At 55.6% G+C, this 23,814-nt stretch carries 24 protein-coding genes; 6 read left to right on the top strand and 18 right to left on the bottom strand.

The window, feature by feature from the left end; translation table 11 throughout:
* The gene (locus tag AAIE02_RS16700) at nucleotides 1-345 is read left to right on the top strand and encodes a gamma-glutamylcyclotransferase family protein (protein WP_008460443.1); all 345 of its coding nucleotides are present in this window, start codon (nucleotides 1-3) and stop codon (nucleotides 343-345) included.
* A 119-nt stretch (nucleotides 346-464) separates the two neighbouring features.
* Here AAIE02_RS16700 and ppa read toward each other — a convergent pair whose 3' ends face one another.
* Nucleotides 465-995 (bottom strand): inorganic diphosphatase, encoded by a 531-nt coding sequence (ppa, locus tag AAIE02_RS16705; RefSeq protein ID WP_008460444.1) that lies wholly within the window; start codon nucleotides 993-995, stop codon nucleotides 465-467.
* Nucleotides 996-1,278: 283 nt separating this feature from the next.
* Here ppa and AAIE02_RS16710 point away from each other — a divergent pair, with 283 nt between their 5' ends.
* Nucleotides 1,279-2,832: a methyl-accepting chemotaxis protein gene (locus tag AAIE02_RS16710; RefSeq protein WP_008460445.1), complete on the top strand. Its 1,554-nt coding sequence runs from the start codon at nucleotides 1,279-1,281 to the stop codon at nucleotides 2,830-2,832.
* A 48-nt stretch (nucleotides 2,833-2,880) separates the two neighbouring features.
* Here AAIE02_RS16710 and fbp read toward each other — a convergent pair whose 3' ends face one another.
* The gene (gene fbp, locus AAIE02_RS16715) at nucleotides 2,881-3,879 is read right to left on the bottom strand and encodes a class 1 fructose-bisphosphatase (RefSeq protein WP_008460446.1); all 999 of its coding nucleotides are present in this window, start codon (nucleotides 3,877-3,879) and stop codon (nucleotides 2,881-2,883) included.
* A gap of 175 nt (nucleotides 3,880-4,054) precedes the next feature.
* On the opposite strand from fbp, the gene mpl reads away from it, so the two are divergent.
* Nucleotides 4,055-5,440: a UDP-N-acetylmuramate:L-alanyl-gamma-D-glutamyl-meso-diaminopimelate ligase gene (mpl, locus tag AAIE02_RS16720; protein ID WP_008460447.1), complete on the top strand. Its 1,386-nt coding sequence runs from the start codon at nucleotides 4,055-4,057 to the stop codon at nucleotides 5,438-5,440.
* 51 nt (nucleotides 5,441-5,491) lie between these two features.
* Here the strand turns inward: mpl and AAIE02_RS16725 are convergent, their stop codons facing one another.
* The 11 genes from AAIE02_RS16725 to AAIE02_RS16775 all read right to left on the bottom strand — a co-directional run bounded on the left by AAIE02_RS16725 (nucleotide 5,492) and on the right by AAIE02_RS16775 (nucleotide 12,816).
* Complete coding sequence (locus AAIE02_RS16725) at nucleotides 5,492-5,863, bottom strand: DUF805 domain-containing protein (protein WP_008460449.1); 372 nt, start codon at nucleotides 5,861-5,863, stop codon at nucleotides 5,492-5,494.
* Between the two features lie 104 nt (nucleotides 5,864-5,967).
* Nucleotides 5,968-6,960: a glutathione S-transferase family protein gene (locus AAIE02_RS16730; protein WP_166993361.1), complete on the bottom strand. Its 993-nt coding sequence runs from the start codon at nucleotides 6,958-6,960 to the stop codon at nucleotides 5,968-5,970.
* A 73-nt stretch (nucleotides 6,961-7,033) separates the two neighbouring features.
* Nucleotides 7,034-7,426 carry a DoxX family protein gene (locus tag AAIE02_RS16735; RefSeq protein WP_038476076.1) on the bottom strand — a complete coding sequence of 131 codons (393 nt, stop codon included), beginning with the start codon at nucleotides 7,424-7,426 and terminating at the stop codon, nucleotides 7,034-7,036.
* A 247-nt stretch (nucleotides 7,427-7,673) separates the two neighbouring features.
* Nucleotides 7,674-7,964, bottom strand: a complete 291-nt coding sequence (locus AAIE02_RS16740) for a YqjK-like family protein (RefSeq protein WP_008460455.1) — start codon at nucleotides 7,962-7,964, stop codon at nucleotides 7,674-7,676.
* A complete protein-coding gene (locus AAIE02_RS16745) occupies nucleotides 7,961-8,359 on the bottom strand; it encodes a phage holin family protein (RefSeq protein WP_008460458.1) in 399 nt (132 codons plus the stop codon). The genes AAIE02_RS16740 and AAIE02_RS16745 overlap by 4 nt, the downstream gene beginning before the upstream one ends.
* 1 nt (nucleotide 8,360) lies before the next feature.
* Nucleotides 8,361-8,666 carry an ElaB/YgaM/YqjD family protein gene (locus AAIE02_RS16750; protein ID WP_008460461.1) on the bottom strand — a complete coding sequence of 102 codons (306 nt, stop codon included), beginning with the start codon at nucleotides 8,664-8,666 and terminating at the stop codon, nucleotides 8,361-8,363.
* Nucleotides 8,667-8,716: 50 nt separating this feature from the next.
* Nucleotides 8,717-9,085, bottom strand: coding sequence for a DUF1090 domain-containing protein (locus AAIE02_RS16755; RefSeq protein ID WP_008460462.1), 369 nt, complete (start codon nucleotides 9,083-9,085; stop codon nucleotides 8,717-8,719).
* A gap of 173 nt (nucleotides 9,086-9,258) precedes the next feature.
* On the bottom strand, nucleotides 9,259-9,636 hold the full coding sequence (gene mzrA / locus AAIE02_RS16760; protein WP_166867124.1) for an EnvZ/OmpR regulon moderator MzrA: 378 nt from the start codon (nucleotides 9,634-9,636) through the stop codon (nucleotides 9,259-9,261).
* Nucleotides 9,637-9,645: 9 nt separating this feature from the next.
* On the bottom strand, nucleotides 9,646-10,308 hold the full coding sequence (gene yqjA / locus AAIE02_RS16765) for a DedA family general envelope maintenance protein YqjA (RefSeq protein ID WP_008460467.1): 663 nt from the start codon (nucleotides 10,306-10,308) through the stop codon (nucleotides 9,646-9,648).
* Between the two features lie 319 nt (nucleotides 10,309-10,627).
* Entirely contained in the window at nucleotides 10,628-11,404 is a 777-nt protein-coding gene (exuR, locus tag AAIE02_RS16770; protein ID WP_039299895.1) for a transcriptional regulator ExuR, read from the bottom strand.
* A 110-nt stretch (nucleotides 11,405-11,514) separates the two neighbouring features.
* A complete protein-coding gene (locus AAIE02_RS16775) occupies nucleotides 11,515-12,816 on the bottom strand; it encodes an MFS transporter (protein ID WP_166877176.1) in 1,302 nt (433 codons plus the stop codon).
* Between the two features lie 375 nt (nucleotides 12,817-13,191).
* On the opposite strand from AAIE02_RS16775, the gene uxaC reads away from it, so the two are divergent.
* Together uxaC and AAIE02_RS16785 are read left to right on the top strand one after the other, a co-directional pair.
* The gene (gene uxaC, locus AAIE02_RS16780; protein ID WP_498532914.1) at nucleotides 13,192-14,604 is read left to right on the top strand and encodes a glucuronate isomerase; all 1,413 of its coding nucleotides are present in this window, start codon (nucleotides 13,192-13,194) and stop codon (nucleotides 14,602-14,604) included.
* Nucleotides 14,605-14,611: 7 nt separating this feature from the next.
* Nucleotides 14,612-16,099: a UxaA family hydrolase gene (locus tag AAIE02_RS16785; protein ID WP_166877170.1), complete on the top strand. Its 1,488-nt coding sequence runs from the start codon at nucleotides 14,612-14,614 to the stop codon at nucleotides 16,097-16,099.
* Nucleotides 16,100-16,293: 194 nt separating this feature from the next.
* On the opposite strand, the gene sstT is transcribed toward AAIE02_RS16785, so the two are convergent.
* The 4 genes from sstT to AAIE02_RS16805 all read right to left on the bottom strand — a co-directional run bounded on the left by sstT (nucleotide 16,294) and on the right by AAIE02_RS16805 (nucleotide 20,564).
* Entirely contained in the window at nucleotides 16,294-17,538 is a 1,245-nt protein-coding gene (gene sstT / locus AAIE02_RS16790) for a serine/threonine transporter SstT (protein ID WP_166993365.1), read from the bottom strand.
* 266 nt (nucleotides 17,539-17,804) lie between these two features.
* Nucleotides 17,805-18,773: a TerC/Alx family metal homeostasis membrane protein gene (locus AAIE02_RS16795; RefSeq protein WP_166993367.1), complete on the bottom strand. Its 969-nt coding sequence runs from the start codon at nucleotides 18,771-18,773 to the stop codon at nucleotides 17,805-17,807.
* A 243-nt stretch (nucleotides 18,774-19,016) separates the two neighbouring features.
* Nucleotides 19,017-20,015 (bottom strand): Gfo/Idh/MocA family protein, encoded by a 999-nt coding sequence (locus AAIE02_RS16800; protein WP_166993369.1) that lies wholly within the window; start codon nucleotides 20,013-20,015, stop codon nucleotides 19,017-19,019.
* A 48-nt stretch (nucleotides 20,016-20,063) separates the two neighbouring features.
* Nucleotides 20,064-20,564 carry a M48 metallopeptidase family protein gene (locus tag AAIE02_RS16805; RefSeq protein ID WP_008460485.1) on the bottom strand — a complete coding sequence of 167 codons (501 nt, stop codon included), beginning with the start codon at nucleotides 20,562-20,564 and terminating at the stop codon, nucleotides 20,064-20,066.
* Between the two features lie 84 nt (nucleotides 20,565-20,648).
* Here AAIE02_RS16805 and rlmG point away from each other — a divergent pair, with 84 nt between their 5' ends.
* On the top strand, nucleotides 20,649-21,785 hold the full coding sequence (gene rlmG / locus AAIE02_RS16810; RefSeq protein ID WP_008460487.1) for a 23S rRNA (guanine(1835)-N(2))-methyltransferase RlmG: 1,137 nt from the start codon (nucleotides 20,649-20,651) through the stop codon (nucleotides 21,783-21,785).
* On the opposite strand, the gene AAIE02_RS16815 is transcribed toward rlmG, so the two are convergent.
* Complete coding sequence (locus tag AAIE02_RS16815) at nucleotides 21,782-23,800, bottom strand: oxidoreductase (RefSeq protein ID WP_498532915.1); 2,019 nt, start codon at nucleotides 23,798-23,800, stop codon at nucleotides 21,782-21,784. The two genes, rlmG and AAIE02_RS16815, sit on opposite strands and share 4 nt — an antisense overlap.
* Nucleotides 23,801-23,814 lie beyond the last annotated feature (14 nt).

The raw sequence follows: 23,814 nt of genomic DNA on the forward strand, positions 1-23,814 counted from the left end.
ATGCGAATATTTGTTTACGGCAGTTTACGACGCAAACAAGGCAACAGCCACTGGATGACCAACGCCCAGTGGCTGGGCGACCACACGCAGGAAAACTACGTGTTGTATAGCCTTGGGCATTATCCAGGCGCCGTGCCGGGTGATGGCGTGGTCTCCGGCGAAGTTTACCGGATAGACGCCTCTACGCTTTCTGAGCTGGACGCGCTGCGCACCAAAGGGGGAGAGTACAGCCGTCAGCTGATTCAGACCCCTTACGGCGGCGCGTGGATGTATGTCTATCAGCGTCCTGTCGAGGGGTTAACCCGTATCGACAGCGGGAACTGGCTGGATCGAGAAAAGTATTAATCACACCTAAGCGGCCACGCCAACACGTGGTCGTTTTTTTGCCTGTCTGCCTGATGAGGTGGGAGGCAGAAACAAAAACACCGCCCTTGGGCGGTGTTTTTTCTTTCTGGCGGGCTAACTTACTTCTTAGCTGCGCGTTCGAAAGAAGCGATGATTTCAGCTTTAGCAGCTTCGGCGTTATCCCAGCCGTCAACTTTCACCCATTTGCCTTTCTCGAGATCTTTGTAGTGCTCGAAGAAGTGAGTGATCTGCGCTTTCAGCAGTTCTGGCAGGTCGTTCACATCTTTGATGTGATCGTACTCTTTGCTCAGTTTGGTGTGCGGAACCGCAACCAGTTTTGCATCTTCGCCAGACTCGTCGGTCATTTTCAGAACGCCAACTGGACGGCAACGGATCACGCTACCTGGCTCCAGCGGGTATGGAGTTGGGACCAGCACGTCAACCGGGTCACCGTCCAGAGACAGGGTATGGTTGATGTAACCGTAGTTGCACGGGTAGAACATCGCGGTAGACATGAAACGGTCAACAAACAGCGCGCCGCTCTCTTTGTCTACTTCGTATTTGATTGGATCGGCGTTAGCAGGGATTTCGATAACAACGTAGATGTCTTCCGGCAGATCTTTACCCGCAGGGACGTTGAGTAAGCTCATGTCTGTTTCCTTTAACCTGGTGTATTTCAAGTGCCCGATATTATAGCCAACTGCGGTTAAATGTCTTTTGCTGTTTTTTGACCGCGAACCCCCCGAGGGGGCAAATGCCCCGCTTCAGGCTACTCAAATCTTGAGTCATTTCATTGTCATAATTGAGCTAAACATCATGGCAACAAGCACTTAACGAACGTAAATCACGCAAATTGATTAAACAATTTCCGAAAATTGCCGATAACACGCTCACTACTTTATTCATGAGCCATCGTTAAACCGGGAATTAAGCATGTTGAGAAATTTGTCGATTCGCACGGGGCTGCTGACGCTGTTAGCGGTTATGACGTTCTTGCTGTTGGTTGTAAGCGGCATCGGCATTTATGCCCTGCAGCAAAGTTCCACTTCTCTTGAGCGCATCAACCGCCTGCAGGGTGAGCAAATGGTGCGCATTAGCGATGGCTATATTCTGCTGCTTCGCGCCAGAAACGAGGCAAGCCAGGCGGTACGCCAGATGGAAATTGGCATGCTGGACGACGCGACAAAAGCCACGCAGAAGATCGTGGGTGAAGTTGGGCTGGCGCAGAAAAACCTGAAGTCCGTCATCGACAGCGGCGTGAATGACGACCAGGGCAACGCCCTGCTTACCGGCCTGGCGCAAAGCTTTGGCGCCTATCAGGCACAAGGTATTACGCCGATGCTGGCCGCGCTGCAAAAGCAAAGCCCGGACGACTATTACGACCTGCTGGAAAAAAGCCTGATCCCGCTGGGACAGAAGTTTGATAATGACGTGCAGGCTTTCCAGAGCTGGGGCGAAACGCGCGGAAACAGTGAAGTGGCTGCCGTTCAGCTGCACAAGACCCTTGTTCTGGGCTTTATTATTTTTGCCGCACTGCTGACCGCCGCGATTATTGTGCTGGTCTGGCTGGCGCTGCGTCACCTGCTGTTGAAGCCGCTGGATGAGGCGATTCACCAACTGGAGTTTGTGGCCGATGGCGACCTGACCCAACCGCTTCCGCAAACGGGCAACAATGAATTTGGCCGTCTTGCTAGCGCGATTGTGGCGATGAGAACCTCGCTGGTGGAGTCGGTCAGCCGTGTGCGGGATGCCTCTTCCCAGATTGATACCGGCAGCCGTGAACTGGCGGCCGGCAACCTCAATCTTTCTCAGCGTACGGAGTCCACGGCGACCTCATTGGAAGAAACGGCGGCCAGCATGGAGCAAATTACCGCGACGGTGAAGCAAAACGCCGATAACGCCGAGCAGGCGCACAAGCTGGCGAAAGTCGTCTCCGATACCGCCGACCGCGGCAGCGAAATGGTGTGCTACGTCATTGAGAAAATGCGCGATATTTCCGGTAGCGCGGGGCGTATCGCCGACATCCTGAGCGTTATCGACGGCATCGCTTTCCAGACCAATATTCTGGCCCTTAACGCTTCGGTGGAAGCTGCCCGCGCGGGTGAACAAGGCCGTGGTTTTGCCGTGGTCGCCGGTGAAGTTCGTACCCTGGCAAGCCGCAGCGCCGAGGCAGCAAAAGAGATCCGCGCATTGATTTCCGATTCGCAAACGCACGTGGGTGAGGGCAGCGAGCTGGCGCAGCAGGCCGGGGAAACCATGGACGAAATCGCCGAAGAAATTATGCGCATGACCAAACTGGTTCGCGAAATTGCCAACGCGTCTAACGAGCAAAGCCACGGTATTGAGCAGGTGAATATTGCGGTCAGCCAGATGGATGAAGCGGCACAGCAGAACGCGGCTTTAGTTGAGCAGTCCACTGCGGCAACGCATTCGCTTGAAGAGCAGTCGCAGCAGCTGGTCGCCGCGATGGCTTCGTTCCGTTATTGATTGAGTCACGCCTCTCCCTGGAAGGAGAGGCGCATTGTGCAGGGGAAATCAGGCGTCCGGGTATTCGCGAATAAAACGCTCTACGTCATCGACCATGTGTTTTGTGCCGACGAAGAACGGGCGGCGCTGGTGCAGCGTGGTAGGGATGATATCCAGAATTCTCTCTTTCCCGTCGCTGGCTTTCCCGCCGGCCTGTTCCGCGAGGAATGCCATTGGGTTGCCCTCATACAGCAAACGCAGCTTGCCTTCCGGGTGGCTGGCGGTGCTTGGGTAAAGATAAATCCCGCCTTTCAGCAGGTTGCGGTGGAAGTCCGCCACCAGTGAACCGATGTAGCGCGAGGTGTACGGGCGCTTGCTGGCGGCATCTTCTTCCTGGCAGAACTTGATGTACTTCTTCACGCCGGTCGGGAATTTAATGTAGTTGCCTTCGTTAATGGAGTAGGTGTTGCCTCTCTCCGGGAAGCGCATACGTTCCTGACTCAGGCAGAAAACGCCGAGAGAAGGATCGTAGGTGAAGGCGTGTACGCCGCAGCCGGTGGTGTAAACCAGCATCGTTGATGAGCCGTAAACCACGTAGCCGGCGGCAACCTGTTGGTTACCCGGCTGGAGGAAATCCTCCTCGGTGACCGGCGTGCCGACTGGCGTAATGCGGCGGTAAATAGAGAAAATGGTGCCAACGGACACGTTGACATCGATGTTAGAAGATCCGTCAAGCGGGTCCATCAGCACGACATATTTTGCCTGCTCGGCGCCTTCAAAGACCACGATCTCGTCTTCTTCTTCGGAGGCGATACCGGCCACAATACCGCGCGCTTTTAACGCTGCCTTCAGTTTTTCATTCGCGAACAGGTCGAGTTTTTGCTGCTCTTCGCCCTGCACGTTTTCGGCACCGCTCGCCCCCAGGATATCGACCAGACCGGCCTTATTGATATCGCGGTGGATGATTTTAGCGCCCAGCTTTATTGCCGACAGTAAAGCCGTGAGCTCACCGGTAGCATGGGAAAACTCATGCTGCTTTTCGACAATAAATTCACCTAACGTTTTCATAACACTTTCCCTGCATCATTATGTTGGATAAAGCGATCGCAACAATCTTAACAAATTTTCAAATTGTCGCGCACAGGTGAATCGCGCCAGCAAGATAAGGAATATCCTGAAATGCGTTTCGCCTCCGCAGCCATGCGGTTAGAATGTGCGCCAAACAAAGAAAGGATAGTTTCGTATGCGCATTCATATTCTAGGGATCTGTGGCACCTTTATGGGCGGCCTGGCGATGCTGGCACGCTCTTTAGGGCATGAAGTGACGGGCTCGGACGCCAATGTTTACCCACCGATGAGTACGCTGCTCGAAGAGCAGGGGATCTCGTTAATCGAAGGTTATGACGCAAGCCAGCTCGACCCGCACCCGGACCTGGTGATCATCGGCAACGCGATGACGCGCGGTAATCCGTGCGTGGAAGCCGTTCTTGAGCAGGGCATTCCGTATATGTCCGGCCCGCAGTGGCTGCATGATTTTGTGCTGCGTGACCGCTGGGTGATTGCGGTGGCGGGGACGCACGGGAAAACCACCACCGCCGGTATGGCGACCTGGATCCTTGAAGCCTGCGGCTACAAGCCTGGCTTTGTTATCGGCGGCGTACCGGGCAACTTTGACGTCTCTGCGCGTCTGGGCGATAGCCCCTTCTTCGTTATTGAAGCCGATGAATATGACTGCGCGTTCTTCGACAAACGCTCCAAATTTGTCCATTACTGCCCGCGGACGCTGATCCTCAATAACCTTGAGTTCGATCACGCGGATATCTTTGACGATCTGAAAGCGATCCAGAAGCAGTTCCATCACCTGGTGCGCATTGTCCCGGGGCAGGGCAAAATTATCTGGCCGGAAAACGACGCCAATCTGAAGCAAACCCTGGCGATGGGCTGCTGGAGTGAGCAGGAGCTGGTGGGCGATCAGGGCCACTGGCAGGCGAAGAAGCTGACGACCGATGCTTCTCAGTGGGAAGTTTACCTGGATGGCGAATGCGTTGGCACCGTGAACTGGCAGCTGGTCGGCGAACACAACATGCATAACGGCCTGATGGCTATTGCCGCTGCCCGGCATGTTGGCGTTACCCCCGCTGACGCGGCCCAGGCGCTGGGTAGTTTTGTGAACGCTCGTCGCCGCCTTGAACTGCGCGGCGAAGCGCATGGCGTCACCGTTTATGACGATTTTGCACATCACCCGACGGCGATTCTGGCTACGCTTGCTGCCCTGCGCGGGAAAGTGGGCGGCACCGCTCGCATTCTGGCCGTGCTGGAACCTCGTTCTAACACCATGAAAATGGGCGTCTGCAAAGACGATCTGGCTCCTTCGCTGGGGCGCGCGGACGAAGTGTTCCTGCTTCAGCCGCAGCACATTCCGTGGCAGGTTGCTGAAGTGGCGGAAGCGTGCGTGCAGCCAGCGCACTGGAGCGCAGACGTGGACACGCTCGCGGAGATGGTAGTGAAAACGGCCCAGCCTGGCGACCATATTCTGGTCATGAGCAACGGCGGCTTCGGCGGTATTCATCAGAAACTGCTGGATGGTCTGGCGAAGAAAGCTGAACAGCAGAGTGAGCAGGCGTTTTAAGCGCAGAGCATGATGAGAAAAAGGGCGTGCCTTACGGGACGCCCTTTTTGTTTAGTAGAGTTCAGGGGCCTTAGAATCTGGCCCAAAGCGGTTAGTTCCCGGCGTGCCATCCTGGCAGTTGAATGCCAGAATAATCAGCCAGCCGACAATCGGGATTAACAGCAGCAGCAGCCACCAGGCTGAGCGGTCGGTGTCGTGCAGGCGGCGAAACTGGACTGCCCAAAGCGGCAGCAAAACCAGAACGGTATAAATAGTGGTGAGCGCCCCTTCATCCTTGGCGATGTGCAGCCCAAGCATTTTATCCAGCACGCTCAGCACGCCCGCCAGGATGAAGTTCACCAGATGAAACATCCAATACTCTTTGCGGCGAGCCCGCCCGCCAAACCCAATGTAATTTCTTAATGCTTTGAAATACCAATCCATCTAAGGCCTGCCTTGATTATCCGACAATCACCTGAACGGGAAGCGATCGATTCAAGAATAGTCGTGAATGCACAGGCCGTAAATCGTTGTTGTGCTGAATATTCTTAACTCTTCCTAAACCGCTCATCTCGCCCGTGCGGCTCGTCTAAATCTTGTGCAGGGCCGATGGAAATGATGCCGGTTGGGTTGATAGTTTTATGGCTGCAATAATAGTGGGTACGGATATGCGGGAAACTTACCGTTTCACGGACGCCGGGTAACTGATAGATATCGCGCAGGAAGCCGTAAAGATTTGGGTAGTCGCTGATGCGGTATTTATCGCACTTGAAGTGGGTGACATACACCGGGTCAAAACGCACAAGGGTCGTCCACAGGCGAATGTCTGCCTCGGTTAGCTGCGGGCCGGTTAAGTAGCGATGCTGACCAAGAATTTGCTCCAGACGCGCCAGGGAGATAAAGACTTTTTCAACGGCTTCATCGTAGGCTTCCTGAGAAGTGGCAAAACCCGCTTTGTATACGCCGTTATTCACCGTGTCATAAATCCAGCCGTTCAGCTCATCAATCTCGCCTTTTAGCTCGTCGGGGTAATAGTTGCCGGGACGCGCACCCAGGGCATCAAAAGCCGTATTAAACATCCGAATGATTTCTGCGGACTCGTTGCTGACGATCGTCTGGTTTTTCTTATCCCAAAGTACGGGCACCGTCACGCGGCCCGTGTAATGAGGATCGGCCTGCAGATAAAGCTGGTAGAGGAACTCATGGTGGTAAAGCGTGTCGCCGGTTGCCTCCGGGAAATTTTCCGCGAACGTCCAGCCGTTTTGCAGCATCAACGGGTTAACGACGGAAACGGAAATAAAGGGCTCGAGGCCTTTTAGCTTACGCACGATAAGCGTCCGGTGCGCCCAGGGGCAGGCAAGAGACACATAGAGATGATAGCGATCTTTCTCTGCGGCGAATCCCGCTTTGCCGGAAGGGCCTGCTGCACCGTCGGCAGTCAGCCAGTTGCGGAAGGCGGATTCAGAGCGTTTAAAGCGGCCGCCGGTCGATTTGGTGTCGTACCAGACGTCATGCCAGACGCCGTCGATGAGTTGTCCCATTTTTTCTCCTCCTCAATAGCAAAAAAGCGAAGACGGTGTCTTCGCTTTCTCGGTGTTCATCAGTATAGAACGCTTACCATTTTTTATTCAGGACGCGGTCAAGGCTGATTGCGCCTGGGCCGAAGACCGCCAGCAACAGGTAGCCACCTGCGATGGTGAAGTTTTTCATGAACATAATAGAGTTCACGCCTTCAGCAAAGTTGCTGTGGAACAGGAACGCGGTCAGCACGGTAAACAGCGCAGTGATCAGCGCGGTTGTACGGGTCAGGAAGCCGAACAGAATAGCCAGACCGCCGCCGAACTCAAGCAGAATGGTCAGCGGCAGCAGCGCACCCGGCACGCCCATGGCTTCCATGTACTGCTGTGTGCCTGCATAACCGGTGATTTTGCCCCAGCCAGCGGTAATAAACAGGATTGGCATCAGAATACGAGCAACCAGTACGCCAACATCTTCTAATTTTTTCATTTTTCTCTCCAGCGGTTCTTTTTTTCCGGCGTTCTCGGCCAGGGCTTAAAAGGTGTGCAAACTCCAGTGATTACCGATGTTTGCTGTCGATGGGGAGGATAATAGACGGGGTGAAAAAAGATTGTTAGCAAGGAAAACTGTCTAAGTTCTTCAAATATCCTGAGGAAACTAAGTCAGGAAAGTAAAAATACGAGGTATGGAAGAGAAGGGGCAGAAATAAAAACACCGCCAGAGGCGGTGTTTAAGTTTAGCGCGAGGGCGTGTTAAGCGTGTTACGAATCAGCCGCCAGGTGCTCCAGGCGCCAAATCCTCGTTTGGCCCAGCGCATGAACTTACCTGGGTGCTTCACCGTCCAGATTGCCAACACGCTGCTGGCGATCATCGCGTAGCTACGCAGGCTGACTAAGGTGTTCCAGCCGCGATCGTAGGGGCTGGTGACCTGCAGCCAGTCGCGTTTTGCGGCGCTGAGATCGAGCCGTTGCTGCTGAACCTGGCTGAGCAGATAGGCTTTACGTTTATCACGTTCGGCATCGCTCATCGCTTATCCTCTTCCAGCAGGGCCCTGTCGTTTTCCAGCTCGCGCCGGGTGTGGCGCAGCAGGGTTGATTGACGGGACTTCCGCAGCGTCCAGATACCGCCGATCAATGCCAGCGACAGCAGGACGACGGTGGTAGCAATCATGGCGTTAAGACGATACTGCGGATCAACGGCCCAGATAATCAGCACCATCAGGCTCATTAAGCCAAAGGCAGCGAACAGCATGGTCAGCCCCAGCATCAGCAGCAGCTGAACGATGTGCGCTTTTTCCTCTTCCAGTTCGACGACGGCAAGACGCACGCGCGTTTCGACCATGCCGACCAGAATCGTCACCAGCCGCTGGCCAACGCCGAGTACGCTTTTGCCCGGCCCCTGGCTTTGGTGAGAATCCGCCATCTTAGCGACGTGCCAGCAGCACACCCAGCACGACGCCTACCGCCGCACCAATGCCTACACCGGTCCAAGGGTTCTCGCGAACATAATCATCCGCTTTGGCAGCCGCTTCACGGGTCTGTTTGGCGATGGCTTCGCTGGTTTCACCCAGGCGATCCCGGCTCTCTTTTAGCGTTTTTTCCGCTTTGGCACGCAGTTTGTCCAGTTCAGTTTTTGACTTGTCCGTGGACGCACTCAGGACTTCTTCAAGCGTATCTGCCAGGGATTTCAACTCAGCGCGTAAATGTTCTGACGTAGTATCTTTTGACATAGTTCTCTCCGAGTGTTTGAGATGGATCCTTAAAGTCTGCGACTACACAATCAGTAATCACGCTTCTCTAAAGCTTTGAGGCTATCTTCTGCTTCCGCAAGTTTCTTCTCGCGTTTGGTGATTTTGTCCGGGTCACCCTTCTGACGGGCTTCGATGAGATCGGCTTTACGCTCTTCGATTTCCGCTTTTTGTTTGGCTATCTTCTTTTGGTGCTCCGCACGCAGGCTAGTGTCGCTGCAGTTGGTGCGTACTTCACTCAGGGCCTTTTTCAGGCCATCAATACGGTGCTGATTATTATGTTTTTCCGCATAGCCAATCTCGCGTTGAATATCCTGCTCTTTCTCGTTGCACAAGGTATTTGCCTGTGCGGCAGAGGTTAGCGTGAGTAAAGCAAGAGCCAGTACGGTGCGGTAATTCATGGTTAAACCTTCCATTGTAAGACGAATCATAAAAGTATCAGACGATCATACTCCATGCGTCGTTCCAGAGTGTCGAAAAAGCGCAGATAAAGCGTAGTAAAAACAGCTAAAGCATAGTCATGAATCTGCTAAAAACCTAGAAGATGATAGCAAATTCAGACTGAAAGAAGGGGTCAGCCGAGGTGGTTGTGGTCAGGGCGCAGAATAGAGAGCCAGGCTAGCGCGTCTTTATCGCCGTCCTGCTGGGCAATGACATACCCCTGAGGCAGCGTGCGGTTGAGGACTTCTTTCGCCGCCTCACTCTGCGCGCTGGAATCAAACGTAACCAATAGCGTGTTATTGAGCGGCGTAATGCTTTTAAAGCGGATACCGTTGGCATCCAGGTGGTGCCAGACATAAAAGCCATCGGGAATACTCCCGCCCTGCCGCGAGGCACGAATTTCGAGGGTGGAATCCTTATTCTGCATGCCGGACCACACCATCAGCGATGCAATCGCCAGGGCCCCAACAAGCAGCGCCGCCTTCAGGCGGCGTGTGAACGCTAATTTCATCGAATCCCTCTAACTGCTCTGGCCGCGTTTTTTACGCCAAAGCACGATTAACGAACCGACCAGACCGATGACCAGAAGCACCACCGGGATCAGCATCAGGCATGACATCAGGGCGTCTTCGTACTTCAGGAAGACAGGCGTTTTGCCCAGCAGATAACCCAGGGTGGTCAGAATCAATATCCACAGCAGGCCGCTCATCCAGTTGAAGAACTGAAAACGTGCGCTACTAAGACCTGATAATCCGGCAATAGTTGGCAGCAGGGTACGAACAAAAGCAATAAAGCGGCCAATGAGCAGCGCAGACAGCCCGTGCTTATGGAAAAGCTGATGTGAGCGCTGGTGATAATGGGCCGGCAGGTGTGACAGCCAGTTTTGTACAATACGGGTATTTCCCAACCAGCGCCCCTGGATATAGCCCAGCCAGCTGCCGAGGCTCGCGGCTATGGTCAACAGCGCCAGCGTTTCCGGGAAACCCATCGCCCCTTTGGCGATCAGTACCCCGACCAGTACCAGCAGGCTGTCGCCGGGTAAGAACGCAGCCGGAAGTATGCCGTTCTCAAGAAATATAATCATGAACAGCACAAAATAGAGCATGCCAATCATCGATGGATTGGCAAGCGTTTCAAAATCCTGGCTCCAGAGAGCGGAAAGCAGTTGAGTCAGTAGTTCCATTCAGGGTTCCTGGCACTTCGTTTAGGCCGCCGGTGAAACGGATGAGCAGAATGCAGCATGGTTTTTATTCTTATTTGCTGACAACAACCCACTGCCTGTGCTGCGGTGTCTGACTAATATCACGTGAAACGACAGCGGGATGGCGCTGAGCCCACACAGGCGGTGAAATTGCATCTAATTGTAACAAAACTACGCGTTATACGTCACAGTATTTGCAGTTTGTTGAGGAATGATTTTGCTTACTGGGGGAGAGGCTGGCGAGGGTATTTACAAACGCTGACACTATTTATGGTTTGCTTACCCTCGACCGGAAAAATGACTATTTTTGACCGTTTGCGGCTGTATCAAGGTGAATGACCGGGTTTTCTGCAAAGAAATAGCGGTCGGCATTGAATTCAAAATCATCGCTGGTGGCGTTAAACAGCATTTGACGGGTGTTTTCCAGATGCTGCCACATCGCCAGTTTTGCCGCATGTGGATCTTTACGAATCAGAGCTTTAAGAATCTGATCGTGATCATCACACCAGTTGTCTACCGGGCGCATATCGATGTGTTCGTGCAGTTTCTTCCAGTACGGGTTGTGGATGCGGTGACTCCACATTTTTTCGACGATGGTCGCCAGCGCGCCGTTTTGCGTAGCCAGTGCAACCTGGACGTGAAACTGCAGATCCCACTCAGAATCACGGTAAGTTTGCTCTTTTCGCGCTTTTTCCTGGATCTCCATCAGTTTCACAATATCTTGCTTGGTGACCTGGGTGGCGGCGAACTCCGCGATATTACTTTCAATAAGCTGCCTCGCCTGCAGCAGCTCGAAGGGGCCATAATTGGCAAACTCAAAACGCTCATCCGGCACGGTCATGTATTTTGCCTGGTTAGACATGACGTGAATGCCCGAGCCCTTGCGAACCTCAACGTAGCCTTCCACTTCCAGCATGATGATTGCTTCGCGGACGACGGTGCGGCTGACGTTTTTCTCTTCGGCGATAAACCGCTCCGCAGGCAGTTTTTCCCCGACCTGATAAACACCGGTTTCAATGCGTTGTTTTAATTCGGCGGCAAGCTGCTGATAAAGGCGGCGGGGTTCTACGGCATCCATAAGTTGCTCCGGAAGAGGGCTGTACGTGAATAAATTTGTTATACCACTTTTCCCGGTGACGCTCTAGCAACCAACGTGAGAATTGCCGCCCGAAGGCGGCGGTTTTTACATCAAGACTGTGTCACGGCCTCCGGGGCGGGAGCAGTGGCTGCGAGTTCGCTGGCAGACTGGTTTTTCAGCACCGTCCAGATAACAATCGCGCCGAGGAGATCGAACACGGCAAGCGCCGCGAAAAGCGGACTGAATCCCATTGTGTCGGCCAACGCGCCGACGACCAGGGCAAACAATGTGCTGGCGGTCCAGGCTGCCATGCCCGTCAGGCCGTTCGCCGTGGCGACTTCGTTCCGGCCAAAAACGTCGGACGACAGGGTGATTAACGCCCCGGACAGCGCCTGATGAGCAAATCCACCCACGCAGAGCAAGGCAATCGCCACGTAAGGGCTGGTAAACAGGCCTATCGTGCCAGGCCCAATCATCAGGATGGCCCCCATAGTGACCACCAGCTTGCGAGAAACAATCAGGTTAACGCCAAACCAACGCTGGAACAGCGGCGGTAAATAGCCCCCAAGAATGCAGCCAAAGTCGGCAAACAGCATGGGCATCCACGCGAACATCGCGATTTCTTTCAGGTTGAAGCCGTAGGCCTTAAACATGAACAGCGGGATCCAGGCATTGAATGTGCCCCACGCGGGTTCGGCCAGGAAGCGTGGCAGGGCGATGCCCCAGAACTGGCGGTTACGCAGGATTTTCCACGCCGACATCTTTTTCGTGTTATCGGTCTGGTGCTGGGCTTCCTGGCCGCTAATGATGTACTCACGCTCTTCGCTGGTGAGTTTTTTCTGGTCGCGGGGGTTTTTGTAGAACCACAGCCAGATCATGGCCCAGATAAAGCTCAGTGCGCCGGTTATCATGAACGCCATCTGCCAGCTGTGCATCACAATGGCCCAGACCACCAGCGGCGGGGCAATCATTGCCCCAATGGAAGAGCCGACGTTGAAGTAGCCCACCGCAATAGAGCGTTCTTTGGCGGGGAACCACTCGCTGCTGGCCTTTAATCCTGCGGGGATCATCGCCGCTTCGGCGGCACCGACTGCGCCACGGGCAAGTGCGAGACCGCCCCAACTGCCCGCCAGCGCGGTTGCTCCACAGAAAATAGCCCAGGCGACGGCGAACACCGCGTAGCCCACTTTGGTGCCCAGCACGTCGAGCAGATAGCCCGCGACGGGCTGCATAACGGTATAACAAGCCGAATAGGCGGCGATGATCCACGAGTATTGCTGCGTGGTGATATTCAGTTCGCTCATCAGCGTGGGCGCCGCGACGGCCACCGTGTTGCGGGTCAGATAGCCCAGCACGGTGCCCAGCGTCACCAGCGCTATCATGTACCAGCGTAAACCTTTTATTTTTCGCATTTCTAACCCCATCCCGTCTTTATTGTGAACGTTGTTCCCGATAAATCGGCTCCGTTCCTGCTCTTGTCACCCATGGGCCGGGGCAAGCGTTGCCCGGCAAGAGGTACTGCGACGGTTTGAACGATAACTTGTCATACATCTTTATAAGTTGAGTGATATCACAAAAGCATTTTCGCGTAATGTTGGGCTATACCTTGCTCTCAGGTCAGTATCGGCGCGGGATTTAGTCCGTTTTATGCACATAAAGACGGAAATTATGTGTTTGTTTTGTGACCATTGACGCAAAATTGAGGTCGTTGCAGGGAAATTGGTGTGATAACTTCGTGCCATCATGATGCGAATGCATAGCACCGTTATCTGCAGAGGATATCTCTTATGACCCCCTTTATGACTGAAGACTTTCTTCTTGATACTGAATTCGCCCGCCGCTTGTACCATGACTACGCGAAATCGCAGCCCATTTTTGATTACCACTGCCACCTGCCGCCGCAGCAAATAGCGGACAACTATCGCTTTAAAAACCTGTATGACATCTGGCTGAAAGGGGATCACTACAAGTGGCGAGCAATGCGAACTAATGGCGTGGCTGAGCGGCTGTGTACCGGCGATGCCAGCGACCGCGAAAAGTTTGATGCCTGGGCCGCCACCGTGCCGCATACCCTCGGCAATCCGCTCTATCACTGGACGCATCTGGAGCTGCGCCGCCCGTTTGGTATTACCGGCAAACTGCTCTCGCCGGCAACGGCGGAAGACATCTGGCAGCAGTGTAACGCCTTGCTGGAGCAGGATTCGTTCACCGCCAGAGGCATCATGCAGCAGATGAACGTGAAAATGGTCGGCACCACTGACGATCCGGTGGATTCTCTGGTGCACCACGCCACCGTGGCCAAAGATGGCAGCTTCGATATCAAAGTGCTGCCGAGCTGGCGGCCGGACAAAGCCTTTAATATCGAACAGGCGACGTTTACCGACTACATTTCGACGCTGGCCGCCGTGTCCGACACCGATATTCGTCGCTTTAGCGACCTCCAGGCGGCGCTGAGCAAAAGACTCGATCATTTTGCTGCCCACGGCTGTAAGGTCGCCGATCACGCGCTGGACGTGGTGGTCTTTGCCGAAGCGGATGAAGCCACGCTGGATGCTATTCTTGCCCGTCGTCTGGCTGGCGGCGCGGTTAACGACACCGAAGTCGCGCAATTTAAAACGGCGGTGCTGGCCTGGCTTGGCACGGAATACGCCCGTCGCGGCTGGGTGCAGCAGTACCATATCGGCGCGCTGCGCAACAATAACCAGCGGCAGTTCCGCCTGCTGGGGCCGGATGTAGGCTTTGATTCGATAAACGATCGCCCGCTGGCCGAGCCGCTGTCGAAACTGTTAAGTAAGCAAAATGAAGAAAACCTGCTGCCGAAAACTATTCTCTACTGCCTCAATCCTCGGGATAACGAGGTGATTGGCACGATGGTCGGTAACTTCCAGGGAGAAGGGATGCCAGGCAAAATGCAGTTCGGCTCCGGCTGGTGGTTTAACGATCAGAAAGACGGCATGGAGCGGCAGATGACCCAGCTTGCCCAGCTTGGGCTGCTGAGCCGCTTCGTTGGTATGCTAACCGACAGCCGCAGTTTCCTCTCCTACACGCGCCACGAATACTTCCGCCGTATTCTGTGCCGCATGCTTGGCCACTGGGTCCAGGCGGGGGAAGTGCCTGAAGATATGCCGCTGCTGGGGGAGATGGTGAAAAACATCTGTTTCAACAACGCCCGCGACTACTTTGCCATTGAGCTGAACTGAGGCCGCGATGCGATATATCAGGATCCATGCGCTGGATAACGTTGCTGTCGCGTTGGTGGACCTGCCGGAAGGCGAAGAGATAGGTACTCCGCCGGAAGCTTTCAGGCTGCGCCAGCCGATCGCGCGCGGCCATAAGTTTGCGCTCCAGCCAATTGCCGAAGGGGCAAACGTCGTGAAGTACGGCTTGCCTATTGGTCACGCACTTTGCCATGTCGCCGCAGGTGAGCATCTGCATTCCCATAACCTGCGCACCAACCTTAATGACGTCGATGAATACCGCTATCAGCCGGAAGTTGTGCCAGCGGCGGAGCCTTTTGGCGACCGGAACGTCAACATCTATCGCCGCAGCAACGGCGCGGTCGGCGTTCGTAACGAGCTATGGATCCTGCCGACTGTTGGCTGCGTGAACGGCATGGCTCGCCAGATGCTGAGCCGTTTCCTGCAGGAAACCAATAACGCCCCGGATATCGACGGTGCCTGGCTGTTCAGCCATCAGTTTGGCTGCTCCCAACTGGGGGACGACCATCTCAACACCCGCACCATGCTGCAAAACATGGTGCATCACCCAAACGCGGGCGCGGTGCTGGTGGTGGGGCTGGGCTGCGAGAACAATCAGATCGCTGCTTTCCGCGAAACCTTAGGTGAATACGACCCAGAACGCGTTCATTTCATGGCGCTTCAGCAGCAGGACGATGAGGTTGAAGCGGGGCTGGAGCATCTCCACGCTTTGTATGAGGTCATGCGCCACGACAGGCGCGAACCGGGTAAACTGAGCGAGCTGAAATTCGGGCTGGAATGCGGCGGTTCGGACGGCCTCTCCGGTATTACCGCCAACCCGATGCTGGGCCGGTTCTCGGACTATATGGTGGCGAACGGCGGCACCACGGTACTGACGGAAGTGCCGGAAATGTTCGGCGCGGAACGGCTGTTGATGAGCCATTGCCGGGACGAAGCCACGTTTGAGAAAACCGTGGCGATGGTCAACGACTTCAAACGCTACTTCATTGCACACCAGCAGCCCATCTACGAGAATCCGTCGCCGGGGAATAAAGCGGGCGGGATCACCACGCTTGAGGAGAAATCCCTCGGCTGTACGCAAAAAGCCGGTGAAAGCCAGGTGGTCGATGTTCTTCGCTATGGAGAAAGGCTAAAACAGGCTGGCTTAAACTTGCTGAGTGCGCCGGGTAACGACGCGGTCGCCACCAGCGCGCTGGCGGGAGCTGGCTGCCATATGGTGTTGTTCAGTACCGGGCGAGGGACGCCCTACGGCGGCTTTGTGCCGACGCTAAAAATCGCCACTAACAGCGAACTGGCCGCGAAAAAACCGCACTGGATAGACTTTGACGCAGGCAGGCTGCTGCATGGCAGTACGATGCCCGAGCTGCTGGCGCAGTTTATTGAGACGATAGTTGAGAAAGTGAACGGCGCGCCAACCTGCAACGAGAAAAATGATTTTCGCGAGCTGGCGCTGTTTAAAAGCGGCGTCACGCTATGAGTGCCTTCTCCCCAGCGGTGAGGAGAAAAACACTTAATAGGGTAGAGCAGTCCGCAATCTATCCCCTCTAATAGGGTAGAGCAGTCCACAATCTATCCCCTCTCCCTTGTAGGGAGAGGGTTAGGGTGAGGGGAAAACCAGAAGCGATGCTGCGGTTTAAGTCAGTGCCGAACACCCAGCATGGCTCGTTGATATTAGCCGCGTAACAAATCTGCCTTCGCCAGACGAGCATCTTCTGCCTGGCAAACGGCGGCAGTAAAGATAACGTCGGTAGAAGAGTTCAACGCGGTTTCGCAGGAATCCTGCAATACGCCGATGATAAAGCCGACCGCCACCACCTGCATGGCAATCTCGTTCGGTATGCCAAACATGCCGCAGGCCAGTGGGATCAGCAGCAGCGAACCGCCCGCCACGCCGGAAGCCCCGCAGGCGCAAAGTGAAGCCACCACGCTCAGCAGCAGCGCGGTCGGTAGATCCACAGGCACGCCCAGCGTATGCACTGCCGCCAGCGTCAGTACCGTAATCGTGATGGCCGCCCCGGCCATATTGATCGTTGCCCCCAGAGGAATCGACACCGAATAAGTATCGCGATCCAGGTTCATCTTCTGGCACATGTTCATGTTAACCGGAATATTCGCCGCCGAGCTGCGGGTAAAGAACGCGGTCACCCCGCTTTCGCGCAGGCAGGCCAGCACCAGCGGATACGGGTTACGGCGAGTGGTCATAAACACCAGCAGCGGGTTGATGATCAGCGCCACGCCAAACATACAGCCCATCAGCACCAGCAGTAGCTGGGCATAGCTCCAGAGCGTGGAGAAACCGGTGGTGGCAAGCGTGGAGGCGACCAGGCCAAAGATCCCAATAGGGGCGAAGCGGATCACCACCTTCACGATAAACGTCACCGCGTCAGACAGGTCGTTCACCAGATTTTTGGTCGTTTCGTTTCCGTGGCGCAGCGCAAATCCCAGGCCGACCGCCCACACCAGAATACCGATGTAGTTAGCGTTCAGCAGGGCGTGTATCGGGTTGGCAATCACGCTCATCAGTAAACCGTGAACCACCTCGACGATCCCGGATGGCGGCGTAATGTCCGTGGCGCTGCTGGTCAGATGGAGCGTGGAGGGGAACATAAAGCTAACGACAACGGCGGTCAGCGCGGCGGAGAAGGTGCCCAGTAAATAGAGCACCAGGATAGGGCGAATATTGGTTTTTTGGCCCTGCTGATGATTCGCGATGGAAGCCATCACCAGCGTGAGCACCAGCACCGGCGCCACGGCTTTCAATGCGCCGACGAACAGCGTGCCGAGCAGGCCGGTTGCGATAGCGGCAGGTTTTGAGACCAGCGCGAGCAGAATACCCAGCACCAGGCCAACGAGAATTTGTTTTACGAGGCTGCCGCGGGCAAAGCGCTGCAGTAGTCCAGAAGCTTGCGAACTCATGAATACCTTCCTGTGTTTCAGTGATGTCGTGCTGTGCCGCGTGCGTAGTGCGCTACGTCTGTGCGGTTGTAAGAAAATGTGTTTGCCCGGTGAGTATAAGGAAAAGCGGTGAGGGAAAAAGCATTTCAAGCTGGAATTGCGCTCAGCGTTAGATTTTGCAACTAATTATTAACATGTGCGTCACATATTCAGCAGTTTGATGCGATAGCGGATTGCCAGAATGAAAAAGGGGCATTACGCCCCTTAATTTGTGATGAGAAGCTGGTCTATTTGACCGGCGTCTTTTGGTCGTTACGGTGGTTGACCCACGCATTGATAATCAGCGTTCCCGCCAGAATCCCACCCACTACGCCGAGCGAAACGGCGACAGGAATATGGTAGAAATCAACGATCAGCATCTTGATACCGATAAACACCAGGATCACCGACAGGCCATATTTCAGCATCGAGAAACGCTCTGCCACGCCTGCCAGCAGGAAGTACATGGCGCGCAGGCCGAGGATCGCGAACAGGTTAGATGTCAGCACGATAAACGGGTCGGTGGTGACCGCGAAAATCGCCGGAATGCTATCTACCGCGAAAATCACGTCGCTCAGCTCGACCAGAATCAGCACCAGCAGCAGGGGAGTGGCGTACAGGAGGCCGTTCTGGCGCACGAAGAAGCGCTCGTTCTCAATTTTGTCCGTCATGCGCAGATGACTGCGCAGCCAGCGAACCAGCGGTTTATCGCCGATGCCGCTATCGTCCTCTTTTGCCAGCGCCATTTTCACACCGGTGAAGAGCAGGAAAGCGCCGAACACATACAGCAGCCATTCGAACTGGGTAATCAGCCAACTGCCGCCGAAGATCATGATGGTCCTGAGGATTATTGCGCCCAGCACGCCGTATACCAGCACACGCCGCTGCAGCGCAGCAGGCACGGCAAAGTAGCTGAACAGCATCAGCCAGACGAAGACGTTATCGACCGCCAGCGCTTTTTCAATCAGATAACCGGTGAGGAAGGCCAGCGCCTGAGTATCGGCGACTTCACGGCCAGCGGTGCCGCTGAGATACCACCAGAAAGCGAGGTTAAACAGCAGGGAAAGTGAGACCCAGACCAGCGACCAGACGGCCGCCTGTTTCATCGACATGGTGTGCGAGCCGCGACGGCCCTGAACCAGCAGATCGATCGCCAGCATGATGGCGACCACGACGGCGAAGCTGCCCCAGAGCAGCGGAGTACCGACAGTATGCATAATAAGATTCCTTGAAAACAAAAACGGCCAACATCAGAAGACGCCAGCCGCTTTCGCTTGCAACAGGGATCTCGCCTTCCGGCAAGGTCTCACTTACGACGTTTTCACGTCGCCCGGCAACCGGATGCTTGCGCATCGTAATGACGATTAACCGGCAATGAAGTTACTCCCCTTTGCAGGTAACAAAATATGACAAGCCATGGCTTTGGTCAATATTTGATACCCACTTTTATATGAAATACTTTACGCCGTGGCCTGCTGGTCCACGTCGTCCGCCGGGAACTTCACCCCGGTCTGGCGGCGAATCTCGGTCGCCAGTGCCGACGTAATGCGCGATGTTACCAGTCCGGCGTGATTAACCTCATTCTCTTCCACCAGGCGCGCGAACGTCTCCGCTTCGTAAAGCATGGTGTTGATATGCTGCGGCAGGCTCAGATCCTGCGGTTTGCCGCCGCGTGGGATAAACGTCACCCGCTGGCATTCAGAGATTTTTTCGATCACCAGCGATCCGGCTTCGCCCTGAATTTCGCTTGGGATCGTCGAGTCGCTCACTTTGGAATGCAGCAGGGTAACGTCAAAATCACCGTAGTTCAGCTGCACGGTGCCGTGTGCGTCTACGCCGCTGTCCAGCAGGGAAGCGGTGGCGTGAACGGCTTGCGGCTCGCCCCACAATGCCGCCGCTGAGGCCAGCACGTAGAAACCGATGTCCATGATCGAGCCGTTAGAAAATGCCGGATTAAAGGTGTTCGGGTTTTCACCGTCGAGGTAGCGCTGGTAGCGGGAAGAGTACTGGCAGTAGTTGAGCAGCACCTTGCGAATTTTCCCCACCTTCGGCAGCGCCTGCTGCAGGGCAATAAAGTTCGGCAGGCTGGCGGTTTTAAACGCCTCGAACAGCACCACCTGATTTTCGCGGGCGCAGGCGATGGCCGCTTCAACTTCGGCCAGATTAGACGCCAGCGGCTTCTCGCAAATAACGTGTTTTTTGTGGCTCAGGAACAGCAGGCTCTGCGGGCCGTGCAGCGAGTTAGGGCTGGCGATATACACCGCGTCGATCGCATCGCTCTGCGCCAGCTCATCCAGCGAAGTAAACAGATGCTCCACCGGGTAATCGTTGGCGAAGCTTTGCGCCTGTTCGAGGCTGCGGGAGTACACCGCAGTCAGCTTAAATTTGCCGCTCTCATGGGCGGCATCTACGAACTGGCGGGTGATCCAGTTGGTTCCAATCACAGCGAAACGTATCATAAACGGGGGCGTTCTCCGGAAGTCGATAGTCAATAAATCGGGGCTTTATCAAGCCGCGCCGCTCAGCGCCAGCTGGGTAAGCCAAAGTCGTGTATCGAATTCTAACTGGTGATACTGCGGTTCCATATGACAGCACAAGGAGTAAAAAGCTTTGTTGTGATCCTTCTCCTTAAGATGCGCCAGTTCGTGAACCACAATCATGCGTAAAAAAGCTTCAGGGGCGGAGCGAAATACGGTCGCCACGCGAATTTCCGCCTTAGCTTTTAATTTGTTGCCCTGCACGCGGGAAATCGCGGTATGCAGCCCCAGCGCGTTGTTCAGCACGTGGATCTTGTTGTCATAGGCGACTTTATTTATCGGGGGCGCATTGCGCAGAAACTGGCTTTTCAACTCCTGAGTGTAAGCATAAAGCGCTTTATCGGTCGCGATGTTGTGCCCCTGCGGGTAGCGTTTTTCCAGCACCGCGCCGAGGCGCTGCTCGCTAATCAGGGTGCGCACCTGCGAGAGCAAATGCTCCGGATAGCCGCTTAAATAAATCAGTTCGCTCATGCTTGTCTCAGGTTGAAGGAAAAAAAGGTATACTCTCGCCCCCGCTATGGGGATATCACCAAACTTTACCATCCAGGAGGGCCGATGAGCCAATTAGACAACGGTTTTCGTTCACTGACGCTGAAGCGTTTTCCGGAAACGGACGACGTAAACCCGCTGCAGGCGTGGGAAGCGGCAGATGACTACCTGTTGCAGCAGGTAGACGAACTTGAGCCAGTCGGCCCCGTTCTTGTTTTTAACGACACGTTCGGCGCGCTGGCCTGCGTGCTGGCTGAACACAAGCCTTACAGCATTGGCGACTCATACTTAAGCGAGCTGGCCACGCGTGAAAACCTGCGCGAGAACGACATCCCGGAAAACAGCGTCACCTTCCTCGACAGCACCGCGGCTTACCCGCAGGCGCCGGGGCTGGTGCTGATTAAAATTCCTAAGACGCTGGCCCTGCTTGAGCAGCAGCTGCGTGCGCTGCGCAAAGTCGTAACGCCGGAAACCCGCATTATTGCGGGTGCGAAAGCGCGGGACATTCACAACTCCACGCTGGAGCTGTTTGAAAAAATTTTAGGGCCAACCACGACCACGCTGGCGTGGAAAAAAGCGCGTCTGATTAACCCGACCTTCACCCAACCAGAGCTGGCAGATGTGCCGGAAACGCTGAGCTGGAAGCTGGAGGGCACCGAGTGGACGATTCACAACCACGCCAACGTCTTCTCCCGCACCGGGCTGGATATCGGCGCGCGTTTCTTCCTCGAAAGTTTGCCGTCGGACCTGGAAGGCGAGATTGTCGATCTGGGCTGCGGTAACGGCGTGATTGGCCTGACGCTGCTGGAGAAAAACCCGCTGGCGCAGGTGGTGTTTGTGGATGAATCGCCGATGGCGGTGGCTTCCGCGCGCCTGAACGTTGAAACCAACCTGCCGGGCGATATCGACCGCTGTGAGTTTATGATCAACAACGCGCTGTCCGGCGTGGAGCCTTTCCGCTTTAACGCCGTACTGTGCAACCCGCCGTTCCACCAGCAGCATGCCCTGACGGATCAGATCGCGTGGGAAATGTTCCACCATGCTCGCCGCTGCCTGAAAATCAACGGCGAGCTGTACATTGTGGCCAACCGCCACCTCGACTACTTCCGCAAGCTGAAGAAGATCTTCGGCAACTGCACCACGGTGGCAACGAACAACAAGTTCGTGGTGCTGAAAGCGGTGAAGTTAGGTCGTCGCCGCTAAATCTCCAGCGCTAAACGGGTGCCCTGCGCAATTGCGCGCCGGGCATCCAGCTCCATTGCCACATCGGCCCCGCCAATTAAATGCACGGCTTTACCCATCGCCTGTAAAGGCTCAGCCAGCTCGCGGCGCGGATTCTGCCCGGCACAAATAATCACGTTATCCACTTCCAACAGCTGTGGCTCCCCGCCGACGGTGATATGCAGCCCGGCATCGTCAATACGCTCGTAGCTCACGCCAGCCAGCATTTTCACGCCTCGCGCGGCAAGCGTAGTGCGGTGGATCCAGCCCGTCGTTTTGCCCAGGCCTTCGCCCGGTTTGCTGGTTTTACGCTGCAGCAGGAAGATACTGCGCGGGCTTTTGTGCAGATGAGGCCCTTCCGGGCGCAGGCCGCCTGACGTTTGCAGGCTGGTATCAATCCCCCATTCCACGCAGAACTCGGCGATGCTTTGGCTGGTGGATGCCCCTTCCTGGCTCAGGTACATCGAAGTATCAAACCCGATGCCGCCCGCACCAATCACCGCCACGCGTTTGCCCACCGGCGCTTTGTCGCGCAGCACATCGACATAGCTCAGCACCTTCGGATGCCCGATGCCGTCAATTCCCGGCAGGCGCGGCTCAATCCCGCAGGCCAGAATAACTTCGTCATAGTCGGACAGCATCTCCGGGGTAACGTACTGATTCAGGCGAACGTCCACGCCGGTGAGGGCCAGCTTTCGGCGGTAGTAGCGCAGCGTTTCGAAAAACTCCTCTTTGCCGGGGATCTGTTTGGCGATATTAAACTGCCCGCCAATCTCCGCCGCAGCGTCAAACAGCGTGACGCAATGGCCGCGCCCGGCGGCGTTGACCGCAAAGGCCAGTCCGGCGGGGCCAGCACCTACCACCGCAAGGCGCTTCGGTTGTGAAACAGGCACAACCGGCATTTTGGTTTCATGGCAGGCGCGCGGGTTGACGAGGCAAGAGGTGACTTTACCCACGAAGATCTGATCCAGACAGGCCTGATTGCAGCCGATGCAGGTATTGATTTCATCGGCGCGATTCGCAGCGGCCTTAGAAACAAACTCGGCGTCAGCCAGGAAAGGGCGCGCCATCGACACCATATCCGCATCGCCGTCGGCCAGGATCTGCTCGGCGGTTTCCGGGGTGTTGATTCGGTTGGTGGTCACCAGCGGCAGCGCGACATGGCCTCTCAGTTTTTTGGTTACCCAGCTAAAAGCGCCGCGTGGCACGGAGGTCGCGATGGTAGGAATACGGGCTTCGTGCCAGCCGATACCGGTATTAATCAGCGTCGCACCCGCTTTTTCTATCGCTTTGGCGAGGGTGACGGCCTGCTCAAAGTTGCCGCCGCCTTCGACGAGGTCGAGCAGCGACAGGCGGTAAATAATAATAAATTCTTTGCCAACGCGTTCTCTCACAGTACGCACGACTTCAACGGCAAAACGCATTCTGCGTTCGTAGTCTCCGCCCCATTCATCGTCGCGCTGGTTGGTGCGGGCGGCCAAAAACTGGTTAATCAGGTAGCCTTCCGAGCCCATGATCTCCACGCCGTCATACCCGGCTTCACGCGCCAGGCTGGCGCAGTGGGCAAAGTCCTCAATCAGCGTTAACACTTCTTCGTGGCTGAGCTCGTGGGGTTTAAACGGGTTGATCGGCGCCTGAATGGCCGACGGAGCGACCAGCTTAGGCTGGTAGCTGTAGCGCCCGGTGTGCAGGATCTGCAGGGCAATCTTGCCGCCTTCGCGGTGCACCGCCCCGGTCACAATCTGGTGATGCGCCAGCTGGCTTTTGTCGTTCAGCACCGCGCCGTGGGCAACGGTCACCCCGGAGGCCGACGGGGCGATCCCGCCGGTGACAATCAGCGCCACGCCGTGCCGGGCGCGCTCGGCATAGAAGGCGGCAAGGCGCTCAGCGCCGTCCGGCAGCTCTTCCAGCCCGGTGTGCATCGAGCCCATCAGCACGCGGTTTTTCAAAGTGGTGAAGCCAAGATCCAGCGGGGCAAGCAGCGACGAGTAGCTCATAATAAATCCCAATT

The sequence above is a fragment of the Cedecea sp. Ae19-4 genome, from assembly GCF_059801165.1.